Source organism: Sphingomonas sp. UYAg733 (genome assembly GCF_054057355.1).
In genome coordinates this window covers 184,969-206,151 of record NZ_JBSRZE010000006.1, presented here as the reverse complement: position 1 = coordinate 206,151, position 21,183 = coordinate 184,969, and the positions used below count along the sequence as shown (strand labels likewise).

Annotated in this window: 20 protein-coding genes; 9 read left to right on the top strand and 11 right to left on the bottom strand. The window is 63.0% G+C overall.

Annotation, left to right across the window (positions count from 1 at the left end):
* Positions 1-171: 171 nt before the first annotated feature.
* From ACVWZA_RS12910 to ACVWZA_RS12900, 3 genes are all read left to right on the top strand, one after another.
* Positions 172-825, top strand: a complete 654-nt coding sequence (locus ACVWZA_RS12910) for a hypothetical protein (protein WP_457311630.1) — start codon at positions 172-174, stop codon at positions 823-825.
* 461 nt (positions 826-1,286) lie between these two features.
* Positions 1,287-1,475 (top strand): hypothetical protein, encoded by a 189-nt coding sequence (locus ACVWZA_RS12905; protein ID WP_457311629.1) that lies wholly within the window; start codon positions 1,287-1,289, stop codon positions 1,473-1,475.
* Positions 1,462-2,505 (top strand): phosphotriesterase family protein, encoded by a 1,044-nt coding sequence (locus ACVWZA_RS12900; RefSeq protein ID WP_457311628.1) that lies wholly within the window; start codon positions 1,462-1,464, stop codon positions 2,503-2,505. The genes ACVWZA_RS12905 and ACVWZA_RS12900 overlap by 14 nt, the downstream gene beginning before the upstream one ends.
* A gap of 177 nt (positions 2,506-2,682) precedes the next feature.
* Here ACVWZA_RS12900 and ACVWZA_RS12895 read toward each other — a convergent pair whose 3' ends face one another.
* From ACVWZA_RS12895 to ACVWZA_RS12870, 6 genes are all read right to left on the bottom strand, one after another.
* A complete protein-coding gene (locus ACVWZA_RS12895; protein WP_457311627.1) occupies positions 2,683-4,275 on the bottom strand; it encodes a TPM domain-containing protein in 1,593 nt (530 codons plus the stop codon).
* 14 nt (positions 4,276-4,289) lie between these two features.
* Positions 4,290-4,883 (bottom strand): DUF3667 domain-containing protein, encoded by a 594-nt coding sequence (locus ACVWZA_RS12890; protein WP_457311662.1) that lies wholly within the window; start codon positions 4,881-4,883, stop codon positions 4,290-4,292.
* Between the two features lie 535 nt (positions 4,884-5,418).
* On the bottom strand, positions 5,419-6,930 hold the full coding sequence (locus tag ACVWZA_RS12885) for a hypothetical protein (protein WP_457311626.1): 1,512 nt from the start codon (positions 6,928-6,930) through the stop codon (positions 5,419-5,421).
* A gap of 163 nt (positions 6,931-7,093) precedes the next feature.
* Positions 7,094-8,740, bottom strand: a complete 1,647-nt coding sequence (groL, locus tag ACVWZA_RS12880; protein WP_457311625.1) for a chaperonin GroEL — start codon at positions 8,738-8,740, stop codon at positions 7,094-7,096.
* 52 nt (positions 8,741-8,792) lie between these two features.
* Positions 8,793-9,080 carry a co-chaperone GroES gene (groES, locus tag ACVWZA_RS12875; RefSeq protein WP_183109307.1) on the bottom strand — a complete coding sequence of 96 codons (288 nt, stop codon included), beginning with the start codon at positions 9,078-9,080 and terminating at the stop codon, positions 8,793-8,795.
* A 175-nt stretch (positions 9,081-9,255) separates the two neighbouring features.
* Positions 9,256-10,656, bottom strand: coding sequence for an MATE family efflux transporter (locus ACVWZA_RS12870; protein ID WP_457311661.1), 1,401 nt, complete (start codon positions 10,654-10,656; stop codon positions 9,256-9,258).
* Between the two features lie 187 nt (positions 10,657-10,843).
* Here ACVWZA_RS12870 and sppA point away from each other — a divergent pair, with 187 nt between their 5' ends.
* Both sppA and ACVWZA_RS12860 read left to right on the top strand, forming a co-directional pair.
* The gene (sppA, locus tag ACVWZA_RS12865; RefSeq protein ID WP_457311624.1) at positions 10,844-12,721 is read left to right on the top strand and encodes a signal peptide peptidase SppA; all 1,878 of its coding nucleotides are present in this window, start codon (positions 10,844-10,846) and stop codon (positions 12,719-12,721) included.
* Positions 12,718-13,278 carry an N-acetyltransferase family protein gene (locus ACVWZA_RS12860; protein WP_457311623.1) on the top strand — a complete coding sequence of 187 codons (561 nt, stop codon included), beginning with the start codon at positions 12,718-12,720 and terminating at the stop codon, positions 13,276-13,278. The genes sppA and ACVWZA_RS12860 overlap by 4 nt, the downstream gene beginning before the upstream one ends.
* Before the next feature lie 16 nt (positions 13,279-13,294).
* Here ACVWZA_RS12860 and ACVWZA_RS12855 read toward each other — a convergent pair whose 3' ends face one another.
* The 3 genes from ACVWZA_RS12855 to ACVWZA_RS12845 all read right to left on the bottom strand — a co-directional run bounded on the left by ACVWZA_RS12855 (position 13,295) and on the right by ACVWZA_RS12845 (position 16,301).
* The gene (locus ACVWZA_RS12855) at positions 13,295-13,783 is read right to left on the bottom strand and encodes a YegJ family protein (protein WP_457311621.1); all 489 of its coding nucleotides are present in this window, start codon (positions 13,781-13,783) and stop codon (positions 13,295-13,297) included.
* Positions 13,784-14,779: 996 nt separating this feature from the next.
* The gene (locus ACVWZA_RS12850; RefSeq protein WP_457311620.1) at positions 14,780-15,907 is read right to left on the bottom strand and encodes an oxidoreductase; all 1,128 of its coding nucleotides are present in this window, start codon (positions 15,905-15,907) and stop codon (positions 14,780-14,782) included.
* A 1-nt stretch (position 15,908) separates the two neighbouring features.
* Entirely contained in the window at positions 15,909-16,301 is a 393-nt protein-coding gene (locus tag ACVWZA_RS12845) for a RidA family protein (protein WP_457311619.1), read from the bottom strand.
* 136 nt (positions 16,302-16,437) lie between these two features.
* On the opposite strand from ACVWZA_RS12845, the gene gcvA reads away from it, so the two are divergent.
* Positions 16,438-17,337, top strand: a complete 900-nt coding sequence (gcvA, locus tag ACVWZA_RS12840; protein WP_457311618.1) for a transcriptional regulator GcvA — start codon at positions 16,438-16,440, stop codon at positions 17,335-17,337.
* A gap of 223 nt (positions 17,338-17,560) precedes the next feature.
* On the opposite strand, the gene ACVWZA_RS12835 is transcribed toward gcvA, so the two are convergent.
* Positions 17,561-18,193: a trimeric intracellular cation channel family protein gene (locus ACVWZA_RS12835; RefSeq protein WP_457311617.1), complete on the bottom strand. Its 633-nt coding sequence runs from the start codon at positions 18,191-18,193 to the stop codon at positions 17,561-17,563.
* 934 nt (positions 18,194-19,127) lie between these two features.
* Here ACVWZA_RS12835 and ACVWZA_RS12830 point away from each other — a divergent pair.
* The 3 genes from ACVWZA_RS12830 (at position 19,128) to ACVWZA_RS12820 (ending at position 20,771) form a co-directional block, all read left to right on the top strand.
* Complete coding sequence (locus ACVWZA_RS12830; RefSeq protein ID WP_457311616.1) at positions 19,128-19,442, top strand: glycine zipper 2TM domain-containing protein; 315 nt, start codon at positions 19,128-19,130, stop codon at positions 19,440-19,442.
* Positions 19,443-19,514: 72 nt separating this feature from the next.
* Complete coding sequence (locus ACVWZA_RS12825; RefSeq protein ID WP_457311615.1) at positions 19,515-19,943, top strand: OsmC family protein; 429 nt, start codon at positions 19,515-19,517, stop codon at positions 19,941-19,943.
* 264 nt (positions 19,944-20,207) lie between these two features.
* Entirely contained in the window at positions 20,208-20,771 is a 564-nt protein-coding gene (locus tag ACVWZA_RS12820) for a glycine zipper 2TM domain-containing protein (RefSeq protein WP_457311614.1), read from the top strand.
* 74 nt (positions 20,772-20,845) lie between these two features.
* Here the strand turns inward: ACVWZA_RS12820 and ACVWZA_RS12815 are convergent, their stop codons facing one another.
* Positions 20,846-21,067 carry a hypothetical protein gene (locus tag ACVWZA_RS12815; RefSeq protein WP_457311613.1) on the bottom strand — a complete coding sequence of 74 codons (222 nt, stop codon included), beginning with the start codon at positions 21,065-21,067 and terminating at the stop codon, positions 20,846-20,848.
* Positions 21,068-21,183: the final 116 nt, after the last annotated feature.

The window sequence follows — 21,183 nt, the reverse complement described above, 5'->3', positions numbered from 1 at the left end:
AAGGCCGCGGCAGCCAACCACCCTCTCTTCGGTCCGCCCGATAGCGGCACTGGTTGAGTCGGCAGTTGATGCAACGCAGCGTATCATCCTTGCTGAGCCTGATGATATGGCCCGGCCCGCCATCGCGGCGCGCGCGGCGTACGGGCGGAATGCGCGCGACTGGTGGGTTCCATGACCGATGATGAGCAAACCCCTGGCGAAGGCGGCCGCGCGCCGATCTCGCTTGCCTCCGATACGCGCATGTCGCCTGACCAATCGATCCGGCTGGACCTCCTGATCAGCGAATGGAGCGTCTCGTTATGGACCCATGCGCCGCGCATAACGGAGGTCGCGACAGGGCGGCTGCTGCTCGATCTGTGGGGTACCAGTTGGGATGCCGAGACGGCATGGATCGGTTCGAACGGCTTACGCCTGGATTTCCGCCGTTTCGATCGCGGGGGTGTTTTCACCTTGCTGATCGACTTCACGGGTAAAACCTATCGTACCACTGAAGCGAATAGCCGCCCCCGCGCGCTGGATGATCTGCGCAGCGGCATCGACGAAGCGTTTGAGCAGGCGCATCTGCGTTATCTCGACAGCCTCACCCCGCCTGCCGTCAAACCGGACGCGGCGGGCACGCCCGCGCGACCAGCCGGGCCCATCGATGTCGGGCCCATCGACTCCGGGCCCATCGATTCTGGGCCCATCGATTCTGGGCCGCCCCGCTTCGTGGTGATTGACGACATGCTGCCGGAAACCGGCCATCGGCCGCTGGGCGATAAAACCCGCCCGAACGCACTCTCGCATTTGTACCGCGCGATCAAAGCTCAGTTCGGTGCCAGATAAGTCGGTCAACCATGGTCGGCCGACCCGGCGGCGGCTGACTGGACATACCCCGATGCCCATCGCGGATCGGCGCCGACCCGCCCGCTGATTTCCCTTCGCGACCCGCCAATAGCTGGGAAACATCCTGATGCGTACCGCGCTCGCCCGCAGTAAATGGCCGCTCGCCCGCCGCCGCGCAGCCTGAGCCGCCGCGTGGCGGGGAATTCCGGTCGCACGTGATGCGGAATGCCGGGAAGAACGATGCGCGCTAATCGGACGATTGGCTCAGGCTCGCGGTGTATTCATCCGAGTAAAGGGGTTATTGCACGTGGCACCGTAAAGCTACTTTTGGAGCGCGCGAGCTCAGGGATAAGAAAAGTGGACTGTCACCGTAACTGCAGGTCACGGCGCAGGCGCGACGAGGCGTTGAAATATTGTGCGATCATCGAGCGGCATCTGGCTGCGATCGAGGATGGCTGAGGGTGGCGGGAGGGATCGGACGCCCGGTCGGCGACCGTGACTTTCTCGCGCGGCTGGAGTTGGAAAGCGGCGGCTCCGCGCTGTCATCCGGCGGTTTCGACCAGCTCCTGGCTTGTGTTCATCAGGCAGGTGTAGATACACTCATCGCGTTGACCAATGATCTTGGGCAGGGCGCGGATGCACAGGCGTGACTTTCTGAACTCGGTTGGAGGAATCGCGGCGCTCGGCTTCCTGCCGGTAAGCGGAGCTCTCGGGGCATCGGAAACTGCCGTCCCGGTCAACGGGGTAATGACGGTGCGCGGGTGGATCGATGCTGCCACGCTCGGCACCACGCTGGTGCACGAACATGCCCTGGCCAATTTCCAGGGCTATGAATCCTGGACCCGTGGGCCGATCACCTATGAGGTCGACGCCGTTACCGCTGTCGTTCTGCCGCGCCTTATCAGCCTTGCTGGTCTGGGCGTCCGCACCTTCATCGATGCGACGGCTGCTTATCTCGGGCGCGATCCCGCACTGTTGCGGCATTTGTCCGAGAAGTCCGGGCTGAACATCCTGACGGTGACGGGCAATTATGCGGCGTTCGAATATCGCTTCCTGCCGCCTTGGGTTTACGACCTTACGCCGGCCGCACTTGCAGCGCGGTGGATCGACGAGTGGCAACATGGCATCGGCGGCACCGGGGTCAGGCCTGCCTTCATCAAGCTCGGCTTTAATGGTGGCTCGCTGAGTGCGGTGGAACAGAAGTTGATTCACGCAGCCGCGATCACGCATCGAAAGACCGGGCTGACCATCGGTGCTCATACCGGGCCAGCCGTGTCAGCGTTCGAGCAACTCGCCATTCTCGAGCAGGAGGGCATCGACCCTTCGGCCTGGATCTGGATTCACGCGCAGAACGAGAAGGACCCGATGCGGCATATCGAGGCAGCACGGCGCGGCGCCTGGGTCGAATTCGACGGGATCGACCGCGACTCGCTTGCGCTCCATGTCGAACTTGTCAGTGCGATGAAACAGGCGGGGCTGCTGGGCCATATACTGATTTCGCAGGACGCCGGCTGGTACGATATGGCCAAGCCGAATGGCGGGACGCCGCGAAGTTACGAAATCCTGATCACGGATTTCCTCCCGGCTTTAAAAGCGAAGGGATTTACCGACGCCGATGTCACCACGTTGCTGGTCACCAACCCGGCCGCCGCGTTTACCGTGCGCCCGCGCCTGCGCTAGGATTAGATTAAGGTGCCAGTTTACTTAACCCACAATTCCGATGGCCAGCTCTCACTGATTTTCGCACCTCTCTTAACCGCCCCAGGCGCTTAGCTCGATGAGGAGCTGTCGCATTCGCGCTCCCGATGCAGCGATGCGCGCGGCAGGGGCGCCCCCTGCGCGACGTCATCTTGACGATCAAACCGGGTCATAGCTGAACAACCAGAGTGCCGAGGCCTGGCTTTTACGATCGCCGGTGCGCTGCAACCGGCCGACCATCGTATATTTCGTGCTCACCTTCAGCCCGCCCGACGGCATCAACCCGGCAAGCCGCGGCGACACGTACAGGATGACCGGATAGCCATCATCGGTGGTCATGCCGACCGCAGTATAGCCCAATTCGCCGCCGACCACATTGGCGTTGACCTGTCCGATCCCCTTCGGTGGATCAAGGCTGGTGATCTTTCCGGTCAGACGGAGCAAATTGCCGAGTGGCTGATCGGCCTGGTCGTTGAACGGGCGTTTGCTGCGCATCCGGTCCGCGTTGACCGCGTCGTAGTGATCGAGCAACTGACCCAGCGTCTGGTACTGGATCGTCCATTTGGTATGCGCGGCGTTGTTGAGCGTGCGGTTAAAAATGTCGAAGAGATTGCCGGTCCAAAGCTTGCAGCCATCGGCGTCGTCGCAATCACGCCAGGCGGCATCGACCCATTGCAGCAACTGAGTATCGGGGTTGCTGAATTCGGCTTCCTTGGCCAGGCCGGGCCCGAACGCCACCGCCGCTTGACGCTGACGGGGCGCGACCACCACCACCGCGCCATTGCCCACATCGAGCTTTCCGACGCGAAGCTGCCGCATCATTGCCCAGGCATAGCTTTCCGCCGACATGCCGCGCAGGTCGTTGACCACGATAAAGGTGAATTCAACGCCCACATCCTTTGCCAGCGTATAAAGTCGCTGGTCCATCGCGCGTGCGCGCGCCGGGTCGAGCTTGCCGGTTTCATCGATGATGAAACGGCCATATTTGAACGGGATCGACCCCGGCGACGGCACCGTGCGCGCCACGCTCCAGTCGGGAGCGACCGGCGGTTTGGCGTCCTGCGCGCCGCCCCCATTCTCACAGCCGCTGCGACCGGATTGCTGGCAGGACTGAATCCAGCCCTGGCGGATCGCCGCCGTGCGCGCCTGTTTGTCGGGGTGGGTGACGCTGGCATGATCCGACCCGACGGCTGCGATCATCCGGGTCGTCGCGTCGAGCGGCGCACCCATCTTGTACAAGACAAAACCGCTGAACTTGTCGGCCTCAAGCTCGATCTCGGGGCGGCTGCCGCCGGGCACGATAGTGTGGCCGGACAGGTGATGTCCGATCTCATGCGCCATCACGCTGATCGGGCCCCAGGGGCTGCCCGATGCGGTTTGCGCCGCCGCCATGAATTTCGGATTGAAGGCGATCACCCGGCGCGGCACGCGATTGTCGTCGAGCAGGATGACCGCCGCCGCATTGTCCACGGGTCCGGCGACCACGACGAAATTGGCGGGCAGTCCGGTAAAGCCCATGATCCGGTTGATCGCCACCGAACATTCCTGCGGCGCCGCACCGGTCAGCGCCGCGGGCGCCGCGGTGACCGGCCTGCCGTCATAGGAGCAGGCCTGAAGCGTGGAGGCGATCGCCTCGACCTTTTGCGCCTGGGATAGCGGCGTCGATTTCGTTTCGCTTTTATCGGAATCGCAACCGGGCAAAAGCGCCGTGCCCATCGCCAGGATTATTGATGAAACGATTGTCCGGGACATGTCGGCTCCTTAAATCAGCGGGTCACGATCCACAGGATGGCCAACGCATAGAGCCGCAAAAGTGCCCAACTCAAGCCGGCAAAAATGCCGCAGGCAAGTAACAGCCGTGGCCAATCCGATCGTAATCTCAACAGGAAAAACTGTTTGTAAGCGGCAGCGACGATCAGCAGCTTGACGGCGAATATGTAATATTGCGACGCCCATTTATGCCACAGGATGAATTCCGGTCCGCGCCAGATCAACGTCGGGACCAAATTGACGATGATGATGGCGAGAATGATGTTCTGACAGAACACCGCGAGCACGGCATGTTCGATGAGATTATAGCCTAGTCGCCCGCGAAATACGATCCAGGAACCAAGCAGAATGGCGAAGATGCCGAGCGAGAAACTCCAATTGGCATAGGCCAATACGCGTTTCGCCATGCGGTCGACATCGCCGTCACCGCCAGCATAGCCGTACAGCCCGAAATAGCGATTTGCGGCAAGCATGAGCACAAGCACCGCGACCAGCGCGATCAGCAAGGTCAGCGGATGCATGTATATGGTGCGCCGCCCGATCACATAGTCGCGCGCGACGCGACCCGGCGTCAGAAAAAGATGGGCGATGGTTTTGAGCGAGCGGAACTCGAAGAGGCGCAGCCGCTCCCAGCTTTCCTTGCCGAAATCGCGCCAAAGAAACCGGGTCGCCGCCTTTTGTCCGCAGGTGCCGCAAAAGGGCGTATTGAGCGCCGCATCGCAGTTGCGACAGACCGGCTGGTCGAACCAGGCGACCGTGCCGACGACCTCCGCCAGGCCCCGATCAGGGCGTGCGTCGGGATCAGCATCGCGTTCGGTCTTCCATCCAAAAATAGGCGGATGCTCCCATCAGGCTTGTCGCCATGTCCCCGGCGGATGGAATCGATCCGTCCGCAGAAATTGACGACGACGGGGTTTAACAGGATCATCCGTTTGGGCAAACCCCGGCATTTGTTCGGCTTTTTACGGTTGCCTCGGCGCCGATGTCCTCGAAGGTTGCGGTCGGGCATGATCCCGCCATTGTGTTGCGGTGACGGCGCGAGAATCTCTGGAGACAGGGTAATTGCACCTGTCACCAAAATCCGAAATGGCATCGCAGCGTTCCGCGAGGCCGGATTCATATTCCCTATCGGCGCAATTCTTCTATGCCGAGTTCGCGCCACATCCAGTCAAAGTTATAAGTCGCCATGGGATCTTCGGCGGAGCCCCTCCTGGACGTGCCATTTTCGAGATATTTCAACCATTCGACCAGCTTTTTCCTTCCGGCGGCGGTTTTGGTGGCGGCGCGCGGCGTTACGTCACCCAGCATACCGACCGGCTCGTCGAGCGTTGCCCGATACTGCCGATCAATCATGTCGTGGATGATCCGCTCCACTTCGGCGGGTGGGATATCCGGATCTGGCGCCGGCGCCGCATCGGCATTCGCGGCGACAATCTGATCAATTGTCTGGATTTCGACCAGCGGAGAGCGGACCAGGCCGGCGAGCAGTTTGTCGAGCAGGGCCTGCCCCTTTTTTGCGCGCCTGGCGGAGTTGACCGACAGGATGACAAACCTGCCCTCAAGTTCGAGATTGCCCAGAACCAGGGCGCCATCATCCATCATGGTGTTCCATGTCATGACATTGTCGCCCTTCGCCGATTTTCCGGTTTTAGCGGGGGGCGCGCCGATCCAGTTCCAGAATTTGGCGTTCTCCCGGCTGAATTCCTTGAGAAGACCGACCCGTTCAGCAACCGCCTTTTGCGTCACGCCGCCTTCCAGCGGATAGCGGATGGCGTGGAACATGATGTCGTCACCATCGCTATTTTGCAGGTCGGGACGATTGGTGCCCGTCGCCATCGACAACAAATCGTGCAACCAGATGTCGGTGAACAACGGCGCATGGAGGCTGAGCAGATCATCGGGATCGATCGTGTCGGACCCCGAACCATTGTCGTTCGCCAGGATTTCGGCGAACGCGTCGATCAATTCTTTCGCAGCCTGATGGGAAAAGGGTAAAAGTCCCCCCGCCAGAACATTGCGCCCGCCGGATGACACTATTCGCGCGCCGATGCGATCCCATTGACCCAAGGTCCGCGTCGCGCTGTGCTCGATGACCAGGATCGGCTCGCTCTCGCGCAGCAGATCGCGGGCCAGCAGGGATTGGCCCGGGATTATCTCACTGACTTCGTACAGGCTCATCACCGAATGGCGCAGCGCCTTCATATAGGTTTTATTTGGCCCTTTCTCATTCCAGCCGCGACGTTTGATATAATCATCGACTATATTCTCGTCGTTCGGTCCGAAGCTCTGGGTGAGCATATCCTCGAACGCGCATCCCCACAGCGTTCCCTGATAGCCGGGACCGACCATGTCCCCCAGCTGGTCGGCATCAATGCCGAATTCGTCCATGGCGGGTTCGAAATGATCCGCCATCACAATGGCGAGATAGCCATCCCAGGGCGACCGACCGGAAAATTTGATGAGGCCCATCAAATCGTGGCTGTCTTTCATACGTATCCCTTGAGCGCGAGGCCGACGATTTATCGGTGCCCGGATGACCTTTCGATATTGCGCATTTGCAATAGCTTCTGTTCGCGCTGCGGCAAGCCGGACATTGCCCGATCCGCCGCCCGCCGCCCGCCGCCCGCCGCCCGCCAAACGAAAAAGGCCAGGGGATCGCTCCCCCGGCCTCTTCTTTTTGCTTCGAGCGGCGCGGGCAAAGCCCGCGCGGTCGTCGGTCGGGATTTCGAAGGGTCGAAACCCGCCGTCCGATCCGATGCGAGTCCTGCGCCAGCTTGCGCTGGCGCAGGCCGCATTCGGATCAGAAGTCCATACCGCCCATGCCGCCCATGCCGCCGCCGCCGCCCATGGGCATGGCAGGCTTGTCTTCGGGCAGCTCGCTGATCGCCGCTTCGGTGGTGATCAGCAGGCCGGCGACCGAGGCCGCGTCCTGCAGTGCGGTGCGGACGACCTTGGTCGGGTCGATCACGCCGCTCTCGACGAGGTTCTCATAGGTGTCGGTCTGTGCGTTGAAACCACGGGTTTCGTCATTTTCACGCAACAGGTTGCCGGCAACCACCGCACCATCGACACCAGCATTCTGGGCGATCTGGCGCAGCGGTGTCTCGAGCGCCTTGCGCACGATGTCGATGCCGCGGGTCTGGTCGTCGTTCGCGCCCTTCAGGCCGGCAAGGGCCTTGGTGGCGTAAAGGAGGGCCGTGCCGCCGCCGGGGACGATGCCCTCTTCGACTGCTGCGCGGGTTGCATGGAGAGCGTCGTCGACGCGATCCTTGCGCTCCTTGACTTCGACTTCGGTCGAACCGCCGACCTTGATCACGGCAACGCCGCCGGCGAGCTTGGCAAGACGCTCCTGGAGCTTCTCCTTGTCGTAATCGCTGGTGGTGTTCTCGATCTGCTGACGGATCGCTTCGGTACGACCCTTGATCGCGTCATGGTCACCGGCACCATCGACGATGATGGTGTTGTCCTTGTCGATCGTGACGCGCTTGGCGGTGCCGAGCATGCCGATCGTGACGCTCTCGAGCTTGATGCCCAGGTCTTCCGAGATCATCTCGCCCTTGGTCAGGATCGCGATGTCCTCAAGCATCGCCTTGCGACGATCGCCGAAGCCAGGCGCCTTGACGGCCGCGACCTTCAGGCCACCGCGCAGCTTGTTGACGACGAGCGTGGCCAGAGCCTCACCCTCGATGTCCTCGGCGATGATCAGGAGCGGACGGCCCGACTGAACGACGGCTTCCAAGATCGGGAGCATCGCCTGCAGGTTCGCCAGCTTCTTTTCATGGATCAGGATGTACGGATCGGCGAGCTCAACCGACATCTTTTCCGGGTTGGTGATGAAGTAAGGCGAGAGGTAACCACGGTCGAACTGCATGCCTTCGACGACATCGAGTTCGAATTCGAGGCCCTTGGCTTCCTCGACGGTGATCACGCCTTCCTTGCCGACCTTTTCCATCGCTTCGGCGATCTTCTCGCCGACGACGGTGTCGCCATTGGCCGAGATGATGCCGACCTGAGCGATTTCCTTGGTGCCCGAGACGGGCTTGGAGCGCGCCTTGAGATCCTTGACGACTTCGATGACAGCGAGGTCGATGCCGCGCTTCAGGTCCATCGGGTTCATGCCGGCCGAAACCGACTTCATGCCCTCACGAACGATCGCCTGAGCGAGCACGGTCGCGGTGGTGGTGCCGTCGCCGGCGACGTCGTTGGTCTTCGAAGCCACTTCGCGCAGCATCTGCGCACCCATGTTCTCGAACTTGTCGCGCAGTTCGATTTCCTTGGCGACGGTGACGCCGTCCTTGGTGATGCGCGGTGCGCCATACGATTTGTCGATGACGACGTTGCGGCCCTTTGGCCCCAGCGTGACCTTTACCGCGTCGGCGAGAATGTCGACACCGCGCAGAATGCGTTCACGCGCGTCGCGCGAAAATTTTACGTCCTTGGCTGCCATGTTAGGCTACCCTTTCAGAATTGAAGTTGAAGAAGGTCGAGGTTCGTGGCGTTCAGCCGACGATCCCCAAAATGTCCGACTCTTTCATGATCAGCAGATCTTCGCCGTCGACCTTGACCTCGGTGCCCGACCATTTGCCGAACAGGATCTTGTCGCCGGCCTTGACGTCGAGCGGGGTGATCTTGCCATCATCGGCACGGGTGCCGGTGCCGACGGAGACGACTTCGCCTTCCTGTGGCTTTTCCTTGGCGGTTTCCGGGATGATGATCCCGCCTGCCGTCTTCTCTTCCGCTTCTACCCGGCGGACGAGGACGCGGTCGTGCAACGGACGAAAGTTCATGCGCGATAGTCCTTCTGACTGTGGTCGTGTGATTCGGTGTTAGCACTCGCCATTGGTGAGTGCCAGCACGGCGCATATGTGTAGCGTCCCTACGATCGTCAACCGGCTTTGCGATAAAAAGGTCTGTGAGCAGTATGGTTTGAAAATTCGTGGAAGAGCGAATTTCAAACAGCCCTTAAGCCGGGAGAAGCCCAAAACGGCCGCGCGCCGACCAGCGCCACAACAGCAGGACCGAGACCGCGAGCAGCCCGGCGGCAAGACCGAGCCAGATGCCGACACCTTGCAGATCGAAGGTGAAGCCGAGCAGGATCGCAGTGCCGAAGCCGATCACCCAATAACCGAACGCCGCGATCAGCATCGGCACGCGCGCATCCTGCAGTCCGCGCAATATGCCCGCCGCGACCGCCTGTGCGCCATCGACCAGCTGGAACAGCGCGGCGATGGCGAGATATTGCACCGCGAGCGACACGACCAGCGCGTTCGCCGGATCATGGGCATCGATATAGACGCTGACGAACAGCCGCGGCAGCGCCCAGATCAGCGTTGCAGTGACTGCCATGAAACCGATCCCGACGATCAGCGCGACCCGGCCCGCGCGCGATATCCAGAGGTGATCGCGCGCGCCATATGCCATGCCGACGCGGATCGTCGCGGCCTGCGACACGCCGAACGGCACCTGGAACGCGACCGCCGCGATGTTGAGCGCGATCGCGTGCGCGGCGACTTCGGTGACACCGATCAGCCCCATCAGGATCGCCGCCCCACCGAACAATGCGCCCTCGAACGTCCAGGTCAGCGCGATCGGCACGCCCAATCGGACGATTTCGAAGAAGCGCGGCCATTCGGTGCGCCACCAGCGACCGAACAGGCGATAGCGGCGCAGATGCCGGTCGGTCAGCAGGATCACGACATAGGCCAGCATCATCACCGTCATGGTGACGACCGTGGCGATCGCCGATCCTTCGAGACCAAGCGCGGGAAAGCCGGCATTGCCGAACACCAGCAGCCAGTTGCCGGCGACCGCGACAAGTAGCGCGAGCGCGGTGACGGCAAAGGCCCAGCCGGGCCGCCCCAGCGCGGCAGCGGTGGTGCGCATGACTGCGGCGGCGATACCGGGAACCAGCGCGAACAGCGCGATATCGAGGAACGCGCCGGCGCGCCGTGCCACCACGGGATCCTGCCCGGCCGCGAGCAGCAGCGTTTCGCCATACGCGAGGGCGACCAGAAAGGGCAGCGTGCCGAGCAGCGCGAGCCACAATGCCATGCGGAACGACCGCCGCACGTCGCGTACCGCGTGGCGGCGGCGGCCAAGTTCGGCGGCGATGATCGGCGCGGCCGCGCTGGTCAGGCCGATCAGCGCGAACATGATGACGTTGAACATGAACACGCCGAGCGTGGCGGCGGCGAATTCGACCGTGCCGAGCCGCGCGACGAAGATCACATCGACCCCCGACACCGCCATCTGCAGCAGATTGGCGCCGACCAGTGGCCCTGCCAGCCACAACAGCGCGCCCAACTCGCCGCGCATCGTGTGCGGCGTGTCGATACCGGCGGGCGGCGGGGGAATCGCGATCATCGTCACGCCGCCGCCCTATCGCGCAATCGCCGACACGTCACGCCCTGCCCATCGGGCCTCACCGTCCGGCCGCGCGCCGGAAAAGGCGCGATCGGGCCGTATTGCACCCATAGTACAGCCGTTTACTCCCGTGCCGCCATGCTCTAGCGGTGCGGCTCTATCTCGCGCCATCATAGGGAGCGCACGAATGAAACTGGTCCGGGGCGCCTGGAAGATCCTGGTCGGCATCAAGGACGCGCTGGTGCTCGCCGCCATGCTGCTGTTCTTCGGCCTGTTGTTTGCCGCACTGTCGACCAAGCCGAGCCCCGCGACGATCCGCGACGGCGCGCTGTTGCTCGCGCTCAACGGATCGATCGTCGAGCAACCGGCCGAGACGGATGGTTTCGCGGCACTCGCCGGCGGCAGTGCGCCGGTGAAGGAATTCCGCCTGCGCGACGTGGTGCGTGTGCTCGACAAGGCGAAGGACGATGCCCGCGTCAAGGTCGTCGTGCTCGATCTGAGCAGCTTTACCGGCGGGTATCCCGCGAGCCTGAACGAAGTCGCCGACGCGATCCGCCGCGTGCGCGACAGCAAGAAGCCGGTGCTCGCCTATGCCACGGGATATACCGATTCGGGCTATCGCCTCGCCGCCAACGCCAGCGAAATCTGGATGAACCCGATGGGCGGCACCCTGTTCACCGGCCCGGGCGGATCGCAGCTTTATTACAAGGGCCTGATCGACCGGCTCGGCGTCAACGCGCACATCTATCGCGTCGGCAAATACAAATCGTTCGTCGAACCCTATACGCGAAGCGACCAGTCGCCCGAGGCCAAAGAGGCGAGCCAGGCGCTGTACGGCGTGATCTTCGACCAGTGGAAACAGGCAATCGCCAAGGCGCGGCCCAAGGCCAGGTTCGACGCGCTGCTGATGACCCCAGATGCCGTGGTCACCGCGGCGCAGGGCGACATCGCCAAGGCCAATCTCGACGCCGGCATCGTCGACAAGCTGGCCGAGCGGATCGATTTCGACAAGCGCGTGGGCGAACTTGCCGGGACCGATACGGGCAAGATCGCGGGCAATTTCCGCACGATCAAATATGATAATTATCTCGCCGCCAACCCGCTGCCGACCGGTGGCGACGCGATCGGCGTGCTGACTGTCGCGGGCGAGATCGTCGATGGCAAGGCCAATGCCGGCACCGCCGGCGGCGACACGATCGCCAAGGCAATGCTCGACGGGCTCGCCAAGAAATCCCTGAAGGCACTGGTCGTGCGCGTCGATTCGCCGGGTGGGTCGGCGCTGGCGTCGGAAACGATCCGCCGCGCGATCCTCGAGGCCAAAGCGCAGAAGCTGCCGGTGGTCATCTCGATGGGATCGATCGCCGCGAGCGGCGGCTACTGGGTGGCGACGGCGGGTGACACGATCTTCGCCGAGCCGACCACGATTACCGGATCGATCGGCATTTTCGGCATCATCCCGACCTTCGAAAACACGCTGGCGAAGATCGGCGTGACCTCGGACGGGGTGCGTACCACGCCGATGTCGGGACAGCCCGACGTCCTTGGCGGCACCACGCCGGAAACCGACCGCGTGCTGCAGGCGGCGATCGAGCATGGTTATCGCCAGTTCCTCAACAACGTCGCGGGCGCGCGCAAGATGACGGTCGAGCGCGTCAACGAGATCGCCCAGGGCCGCGTGTGGGACGGCGGCACCGCGCATCAGCTTGGGCTGGTCGATCGCTTCGGCACCTTGCAGGACGCGATCGACTTTGCGGCGAAACTGGCCAAGCTCGACCCGGCCAAGGTCCATGCGGTCTATCTTGAAAAGGAACCCGGCTGGCTGTCCAAACTGGTCGCGAACTGGGGCGGCGGGGACGATGAGGACGCAGCGGATGGCGACGTCTTCGCGCGGATCGGCGCCGATCGCCAGGCGGTACTGGCGCGCGCGATCGGCGACATGCGGCGGTTGACCAAAACGTCGTCGATCCAGGCACGCTGCCTCGAATGCGTCGGCATGGGCCCGGCAGCGCCGAGCCGCGACGACCTTCGCCTGATGGACCTGTTGCTCGCGAGGTTCGCCAAGTGATCGTGATCAGGGCAGCGCGGCCCGAAGATGCCGCCGCGATCGCCGCAATCTATGCACCGCACGTGCTCACCGGCACCGTGTCGTTCGAGACCGAGGCGCCCGATACGCGCGCGATGCGCGGCCGGATGGCGGCATCCGATGGGCTGTACCCGTGGATCGTCGCGACCAATGGCGATGAGGATGGCGGCGTGATCGCCTATGCCTATGCGGGCCGCTTCCGCGACCGCCCGGCCTATCGCTTCGTCGTCGAGACCTCGATCTATGTCGCCGGCACGGTTCAGCGCCAGGGCGCGGGCCGGCTGCTCTATGAGGCATTGATCGACACGCTGCGCGCGCAAGGGTTCACCCAGGCGATCGGCGCGATCGCCCTGCCCAACGAGGGATCGATCTCGCTCCACGAGGCCGTCGGTTTCCGCCGCGCGGGCGTGTACCGCGAGGTCGGCTACAAGAACGGGCAGTGGATCGATGTCGGTTTCTGGCAGTGCGAGCTGAACGATGCGGTCGTGCCGCCGGTCGAGCCGAAGCCGTTCAGCGAAGTGGGCGTGGTGCGAATCTGATACGGACGGCCTCGCTCTACCAACCAAGCGAGGCACGATATTCCTTTGCCTCTGCCGCCGGCATCTGATCGAGCAGCACGCGCGTGGTGTAATGGCCCTCCGTGCGCGCGCCCTTGCGATACTGCCAATCGATGATGTCCGCCGCATCGATCTTGACGCGCTGGCCGAGCGTATAGCCCGGCGCCTCCGGCGTATTGCCGAGCTCTCCGACAATGCCCCGCGCGTCGCGCTTCACGACAGATGCCCAGACATATTCGACTGCTGGCCCGGGCAGCAGGTCGTATTTGAGCGAGAACATCGTCTCGTCCGGCGCAGGTTTGACCTGATGCTGCCAGAATTCGGGCAATGTCCGCCGCCCTTCGCGCTTTGCTGCTTCCATCGCCGGATCATCGGGCGCGACTTTGACGACTTCGTCCTTCGCCTCCTGTGCCCCGGCCTGCCGGACCGGATCGGAGCAACCGGCGACCAAAGCGACCGCCAACACAATTCCAAACATATTCGCCATATCAGCCCCCGGATTGCGCCTCACGCTGCCATGGTGTGGCAATGAGTCCCCAAGCACAACAGTTCATCGCCGCGCGATAGGTCGGCAGCCGGAAGTGGATCGGAGTCGCGAGCAAGGCGAAGGGCGGCAATCGTCGCGGCGATGGCGACTGGCGTGCCGAGCAGCACCAGCGCCCCGGGGGCTACTTAACGACGCGGTCGTGCCGCCGATCGAACCTAAGCCGTTCAGCGAAGTGGTGTGGTGCGGGTTTAGGGCTGGTCAGGGTGTGAATTCGTAAGTCATCATAATCGACCCAGTAGCGGCCAATCACCGCTGCGTTACGACGATCCCGCCTTCGGTTTTAGGCGCGACGAGAAATCCCAAATCCAAGCGCTCTGGCCCATGCGCAACGAGGTAGATAACTTCGCCAGCAGCAAGCTCACCGATTGCGGCGGTGAGATGCTCGACTGCGACGGCTATGTCGCAAAGCCAAGCAGATGGGCCGAGTGGCGACGCACCGAGTTCACCAAGCCGAGCCGCTATTGCGCTCAAGTTGGCCTCGTTAACCACTGCAATGATGGTTCGCTTGCCGTCTATCCGGACACTATAATGCTCTGGGTGCATCTGCTTCTACTACGCGAAAAGACGCTGCTGCGGAACAGCAGCTACCCCTTCCCGCCATTCGGCAAAGGCCACCCGGAACGCGTCCGGATTGAGAGCGCAGCTGGGGAAAGCCGTCGCCCCGGCGCCAAAACAGCGTTACGAAACAACCGACAAAGGGGTGGCGATGCGCTTGGGGAGCGTGGGAGGGCTGGTCGTGGGCGCTTTGACGCTGGCACTGGCGGCGTGCGGAGGCGGGAAAAGCGCCCTGCCGTCCGCCACCCCCACAGGCGTCGCAAAGCTCACCACCATCGACTTCGCCAACGTCGCCGATGCTGCGCTCGATCAGGCTCGACCGCTCCAGGCGTTTGATCAGCTTCCCGACAGATTGTGTCTCCCGCGAGACGCGCACGATTTTCACCGTGTGCGAAGACGATCCGCGTTCGCAAGATCGGCGGTTGGCGCTAGAATTTCTCCGTCGAATTGCTCGATGGAAAGATTACGCTCCACGCGGCGCGGCCAGTCGGCGTGCGTCAGTGCTCCGCGCCCGAGCGATACGGCATCTGCCTCCCCTCGACTCAGCATTCCAGCCGCCTGCTCGGGATCGTGCAGTGAGCCGTTAGCGATGACCGGGAGCCGCCCGTGGCGCTTTGCCAGCGCGGCCAGACTCGGCCCTTCGGCGAAGGCCGGCTGCCAGGCCTCGAATTCGGTGATGTGGAGATAGTCGAGCGGCAGGCGTCCGAGCCTCTCATAAATGGCGGCGGCCTCTTCGGGGCCGCGCCATTTGTGGGCAAAGTCGTTGACCTTGCCCTGCGAACTGCGCAGCCCAACCAGGAAATCGGGGCCTATCGCCGTCCGAACGGACTGAACCACCTCAACCGTCAGGAGCAACCTGCCCGCGACGCCATCGCCATAGCGATCACCGCGCAGGTTGATTCCCTCGCTCAGGAACTGGTCGAGCAAATAGCCATTGGCGCCATGAACCTCCACGCCATCGAACCCGGCTTCGCGCGCGCGGAGCGCGGCGGCGGCAAAACCTGCCACCGCTTCGGCGATCTCGGACCCGGTCATGGCGACCGGCGCGCGATAATCGCCGCTGCCACGATAAAAGGTCATCTGCTGCCCTTTAGGGCGCACGGCGGACGGCCCCCTGGTATCGCTGCGCGAGCGATTATACTGCGACAGCGCGCCGGCATGCATGAGCTGCGCGATGATGCGGCCGCCGGCAGCATGGACGCGGTCGACCACCCGGCGCCAGGCATCGCGCTGACGATCCTCTGCGAGGCCGGGCTGGAACCGATAGCCTTGCGACCAGGCGGCGTCGGTATAGATCCCCTCGGTGATCAACAGACCAAAGCCGCCTTGCGCAAAAGCACCGTAATATTGTGCCATGCGCGCGGTGGCGCAGCCGGCGTCGCTGGCGCTGACCCGGGTCATCGGCGCGACCGCAATACGATTACTGAGTGTGAGCCCGGCTATGGTGAGCGGCTCAAACAGGGGTGCCGTGGCCGGCACTGGCCGCTCCCAAATTGCCTCATTGGTCATATCACTTGTTCCCGCCATAGACCGCCGCGATCGCCTCGATCTCGATCATGACCGCAGGATCGTAGAGCGCCTTCACCTCCGCGATCGTGTCGGCAGGATAGGGGGCGGAAAAGAATTGCCGGCGCAATTCGACCACATCCCTGAAGTTTCCCATATCGGTGACAAGGATCGTCACCTTGATGACATCATCGAGACTTGACCCGCCGGCTTCGAGCGCGCGGCGCAGGTTGGCGAACGCCTGTTCGCCTTGCGCCAGGAAACCGCCCGCCACGATCTTGCCATCCTCGCCGGTGCCGGCCTGACCCGAGACGAAGAGCAGGTCGCCGAAGCGAATTCCCTGGGAAATCAGGAAAGGCGCATAATGGTCGGGGTTCGTTACCACATTTTCCAACATCGTTTTTGCTCCTTCGTTGCACGAAATCGATGGCGTAACTGGTTCACCATCGTAATTTCCGAAGGTCAGAAATGGTCGCGCAGGTTGGTCGCGACAAACTCGAAATTATCAGCTAACGGATGAGGTGAACTTATCCATGGCCCGGCAACTCCCTCCCCTTTCCGCGCTCCGTGCCTTCGAGGCGGCAGCCCGTCACGGAAGCTTCAAGCGCGCGGCCGAAGAGCTTTCGGTCACGCCGACCGCGATCAGCCATCAGATCCGCTCGCTGGAGGAGTATATCGGGCTCACCCTGTTCGAGCGCCGCACGCGCGAGGTGGTGCTGACCGGCATAGGCGCCGAAATCTACCCGGTGCTTCGCGATGGTTTCGATGCGTTCGCCACCGTCTTCGATCGATTGACGCAGCGCCGGAGCCGACCACAGGTGACGATCTCTGCGACGATTGCCTTTACCGCCCGCTGGCTCGTGCCGCGCGTCGCCCTGTTTCAACGCAAACATCCCGACATCGACCTTCATCTCCAGGCGTCGGACGAGGCGATCGACCTGTCGCGCACCGCGGTCGACCTCGCGATCCGCTACGGGCAAGGGCCCTATCCCGGCGTCGCGGCCGAGGAGTTGTTCGCCGATGTCTTCGCACCCGTCGTTAATCCGATGTTGCAGGTAATTTCACCCGCCGACCTGCAGACGGTGCCGATGATCGAGTTCGAGTGGCGGCGCCACCACCCGGTCAATCCGACCTGGGAACGCTGGTTCTCGGCCGCTGGTCTTGACGCGACGCCCACACCGGCGCGCCTGTGCTTCTCGGACGAGAGCCACGCGATCCAGTCGGCAGTGGCGGGCCAGGGTATCGCGCTGACGAGCCTGATACTGGTCGCTGACGAGATCGCCGCCGGACGCCTCGTTCAGCCATTCGGGCCATTGCTGCCCGGTCACCGCCATCACCTGCTGATGCTGAAAGAGCGGCCGTCGCCCGCCGTGGTCGCCGTTGCCGAATGGCTGAGGTCGGAAACGCGCGCCGCGACTTGCACATCCGATTAGCTGGGTGCTTTGCTTGGCCTGCCTTTTGTGTTGATAGCGGCGATCCGCAACCGAATCCTGCAAAGCGGACCGGGAACGAATTACCGCTGTTCGGTCATTCGCGCTTATCGGTCGATGAGGCAAACAGGCCGCAGTCCCTGACGAAAGCTGGGTCCGACCGCCTTACCCCGAGCTGAGAGAAAGGAGCGGGTATGACGGGATCGGACCCAATGGTGGCGCTGCTTTAGCGCCGCGCTCGATAGGCCGGCAGGCCGAGGCGGAAATGGATCGCCGCCGCGCGAAGCGCAAAGCCCGCTAGCGCGGCGACCGTCGCGGCAATGGCGACCGGCGTACCGAGCAGCACCAGGCCGACATAGAGCGCCGCCGCCAGTGCCGCCGCCGTCACATAAAGTTCGGGCCGCATCAGGATCGACGGCTCACCCGCCAGCACGTCGCGGATGATGCCGCCGACACAGCCGGTGACGACTCCCATCAGCACGGCCGGGACCGGCGGGATGCCATAGCCGAGCGCCTTTGCTGCGCCGAACACCGCATAGGCGGCGAGCCCGACCGCATCGAACCAGTCGAGCGCCGCGCCCTTCCACCAGCGCTCCGGTGTTGCCCAGATGATCAAGGCGACGGTCAGGCACACCGCGGCGGGCCGGCTGTCGTGCATCCAGAATACTGGCGCGCCGATCAGCAGGTCGCGCACCGTGCCGCCGCCGACGCCGGTGACCAGCGCGAAGAAGGCGAGCGTGACCATGGTCTGCCCGCGCTTCGCCGCGGCGAGCGCGCCGGACGCGGCGAACACGGCCAAACCGGCGATGTCGAACCAGGGGGCGAATTCGGGCAGGACATGGGTGGCGACGGGGAGCATGGACCGGCTTTAGCGTGGTCAGTCGGGATAGCACCATAGCGTCCGTCACCGGACCTGATCCTCTGCCACAGAGCAACCGCCGTCATTCCCGCGAAAGCGGGGATGATGAGATGATGGAGGAGAAGCCCGCCCTCGTCACGGGGAGGTAAGCGCTGAACCAGTTCGGAGCGACGATACGACAGCGCGCAGCACGTGCCCCAGAAACGCAAATAGGGGCCGGCATTGCTGCCGACCCCCTGTCGCCGCGCCTAGCTTCGCTCGGCTTTCCCGAAGGAATGCCCGCGCCGTCCGGTTTCGGCGGCCCCGCTCCACCTCTCGCCGCGGACAGCGATTGGCTTTGCGGTTCGGTCACCGGGGCCGGATGCGACAGTCTTGCGACCATCGGCAACCCGACCTCGGCGGCCAGCTCAAGTCAGGATCGAAACCCTGCCTCTCGCCTCGGCCACTCTCTTTCCGGATCCGTCTCGCTCATCCCTAAAGACAAGCGCGCGATCTTCCGGCCTTCCTGCAGCCAACGCCCATCTCCATCACAAGGACATCGAGGGACGCCTGGAATACCTGCCTCGCCTCTTTCCGACCGCCACCGTTTTCACGGCTTTGCTCGACCGAGCACTCAACCTGCACTCCGCCGAATTCGCCAATGGTTTCCTTGCGGCACCTGTTCGCTCCTTCGACATAAGCACTTGATGTTTCTGCGATTTCTCGCTTCCGCATCCCCTGCTTACAGTCATGAAGGTGTCATTCGAATCCGAGTCGCGCCAGCAGGAAACGACACTGCCCGGTTGTGGATAACGTGGATAACGTGGATCGATTCCGAACCGAAGCGCAGCGGCTGGCCGTACATGAACGGGTCGTTGTTTTCGGTTCATGCAACCCCGGCTAGAAACAGAGCGTTACGGACCCGGTATTGATTCAGGATAAGGGAGAAAACATCATGCGTAGTTTCATCATGGCGCTTACCGCCGCATCGCTCGTCGTTCCGGCCACCATGGCTTTTCCGACCACCCAGGCGGAAGCACGAAAGAAGAATCACCAGTATCGCGAATGGCGTGGCCGTGACGGTCGCACCTATTGCCGCAAGGCGGACGGCACGACCGGCCTGATCGTCGGCGCGGTCGGCGGCGCATTGCTCGGTCGCACGATCGACACGCGCGGCGACCGCACGGTCGGCACGCTGGGCGGTGCGATCGCCGGTGGCCTGCTCGGTCGCGAGATCGATCGCGGTGGCAGCAGGCGCCGTTGCCGCTAAGTCATAGCGACACCACATCAGGGGCGCGGCATGATTGCCGCGCCCTTTTTGTATCTGCAAAGGATTGACGCCATGACGACACGCAGCGGATCGGCCCGGTACGAAGGCTTTGGCAAGGACGGCAAGGGTCATGTCTCGACTCAGTCGGGCGTGCTTTCCGACAATGCCTATGGCTTCAACACCCGCTTCGGTGATGAACCCGGCACCAATCCCGAAGAGTTGATCGCGGCCGCGCATGCCAGCTGTTTCACCATGGCGCTGAGCTTCGCGCTCGCCCGTGCCGGTTTCAACGAGGGCACGCTGGAGACCACAGCCAAGGTGACGCTCGACAAGGACGGTGACGGGTTTTCAATCACGACGTCCGCGCTGGATTTGAGGGCGACGATCGACGGGATCGATGCTGACAAGTTCGCCGAGATCGCCGCCGACGCCAAGGCGAACTGCCCGGTGTCGAAGGTGCTGAACGCGGAAATCACGCTGACGCATAGTTTGAACGCGTAATACTCATCTAATAGCCCCTCCCTTTATGGGAGGGGTTGGCGAGGGTCTCGGCGGCGGGCGGGGCTCGATGCCCCGTTCGGCGATGCGCTTCGCGATCACACCCTCCCCCGACCCACCAATAAAGAGGGAGGGGGAAGGAAAAAAGTGACGCCGACTGCATTCCCCCCCTGTCGCTCTTATGAACGGACTGTAGTTTTCGGTTCACGCAACCCCGACTGCAAGGTGCGCGTTCTAACCACAATGTTCACGACCAAGGAACGCATCATGCGTATCGCTATTTTCGCCGCCATCGCGGCAATCGCCCTGCCCGCCGTCCCGGCGCTGGCGCAATCCAACCCACGCGAGGCCAATCGCGAATATCGCGAGGATGTGCGCGATGCGCAGCGCGATTATCGCAAAGATGTGCGCGATGCGGATTCACGCAGGGACGTGCGCGACGCGCGTCGCGAATATCGCGACGACGTGCGCGATGCTCGTCAGGATCGCCGCCACGCGAGGCGCGATTGGCGCCAGTATCGCAACTATGACTATAACCGCTATGAGCGCGGTCAGCGCACTTATTATGCCGACCAATATTATCGCGACGGCAGTTATTATCAGACGCGCCGGCTGAGCCGCAACGATCGTGTTTATCGCGGCAGCAACGGGCGTTATTATTGCCGCCGCAACGACGGCACGACCGGCCTGATCATCGGCGGCATCGCCGGTGGCGTGCTCGGCAACTCGATTGCGAGTGGCGGGTCGAAGACGCTGGGCACGTTGCTCGGCGGTGGCGCGGGCGCCTTGCTCGGCCGGTCGATCGATCGCGGTCAGGTCAGCTGCCGCTAAACGCGGGATCGCTGAAATAACGAAGGGCCCGGTGAGCGATCACCGGGCCTTTTTCGTACCCAATCAGCAAGGGATCAGAGCAGGCCGCCGCCGATGAACAGGCGGATCGCGCAGATGATCACCAATATGATGTTGAGGTTGCGCCCCATATTGCTCGACGACAATGCGCCAAGCGCGATGCCGACGATGCCGATCGGGATGGTCAGCCAGTTGAGCCAGCCGAGCAGCGGGATGAAACCGACCAGCGTAAGGATCAGAACGACGAAGCCGATGAGGATCGAGAAGATATTGAGCATGGGGCGAACATGACGACCGCGCGCGGCCTGCGCAAGAGGTGATCTTGCGACGGGCAAGCTTATCGCCAACGCTATCTTAACCCACTTCCGCGTAATGCCTTAAGCCTGTGCGGGAG

Coding starts and splice junctions, on each gene's coding strand:
- ACVWZA_RS12845 (WP_457311619.1), bottom strand. CDS start 16,301: ATGTTGGAAAATGTGGTAACGAACCCCGACCATTATGCGCCTTTCCTG.
- ACVWZA_RS12830 (WP_457311616.1), top strand. CDS start 19,128: ATGCGTAGTTTCATCATGGCGCTTACCGCCGCATCGCTCGTCGTTCCG.
- ACVWZA_RS12900 (WP_457311628.1), top strand. CDS start 1,462: ATGCACAGGCGTGACTTTCTGAACTCGGTTGGAGGAATCGCGGCGCTC.
- groL (WP_457311625.1), bottom strand. CDS start 8,740: ATGGCAGCCAAGGACGTAAAATTTTCGCGCGACGCGCGTGAACGCATT.
- ACVWZA_RS12850 (WP_457311620.1), bottom strand. CDS start 15,907: ATGACCAATGAGGCAATTTGGGAGCGGCCAGTGCCGGCCACGGCACCC.
- sppA (WP_457311624.1), top strand. CDS start 10,844: ATGAAACTGGTCCGGGGCGCCTGGAAGATCCTGGTCGGCATCAAGGAC.
- groES (WP_183109307.1), bottom strand. CDS start 9,080: ATGAACTTTCGTCCGTTGCACGACCGCGTCCTCGTCCGCCGGGTAGAA.
- ACVWZA_RS12820 (WP_457311614.1), top strand. CDS start 20,208: ATGCGTATCGCTATTTTCGCCGCCATCGCGGCAATCGCCCTGCCCGCC.
- ACVWZA_RS12815 (WP_457311613.1), bottom strand. CDS start 21,067: ATGCTCAATATCTTCTCGATCCTCATCGGCTTCGTCGTTCTGATCCTT.
- ACVWZA_RS12835 (WP_457311617.1), bottom strand. CDS start 18,193: ATGCTCCCCGTCGCCACCCATGTCCTGCCCGAATTCGCCCCCTGGTTC.
- ACVWZA_RS12870 (WP_457311661.1), bottom strand. CDS start 10,656: ATGATCGCGATTCCCCCGCCGCCCGCCGGTATCGACACGCCGCACACG.
- ACVWZA_RS12825 (WP_457311615.1), top strand. CDS start 19,515: ATGACGACACGCAGCGGATCGGCCCGGTACGAAGGCTTTGGCAAGGAC.
- ACVWZA_RS12910 (WP_457311630.1), top strand. CDS start 172: ATGACCGATGATGAGCAAACCCCTGGCGAAGGCGGCCGCGCGCCGATC.
- gcvA (WP_457311618.1), top strand. CDS start 16,438: ATGGCCCGGCAACTCCCTCCCCTTTCCGCGCTCCGTGCCTTCGAGGCG.
- ACVWZA_RS12895 (WP_457311627.1), bottom strand. CDS start 4,275: ATGTCCCGGACAATCGTTTCATCAATAATCCTGGCGATGGGCACGGCG.
- ACVWZA_RS12855 (WP_457311621.1), bottom strand. CDS start 13,783: ATGGCGAATATGTTTGGAATTGTGTTGGCGGTCGCTTTGGTCGCCGGT.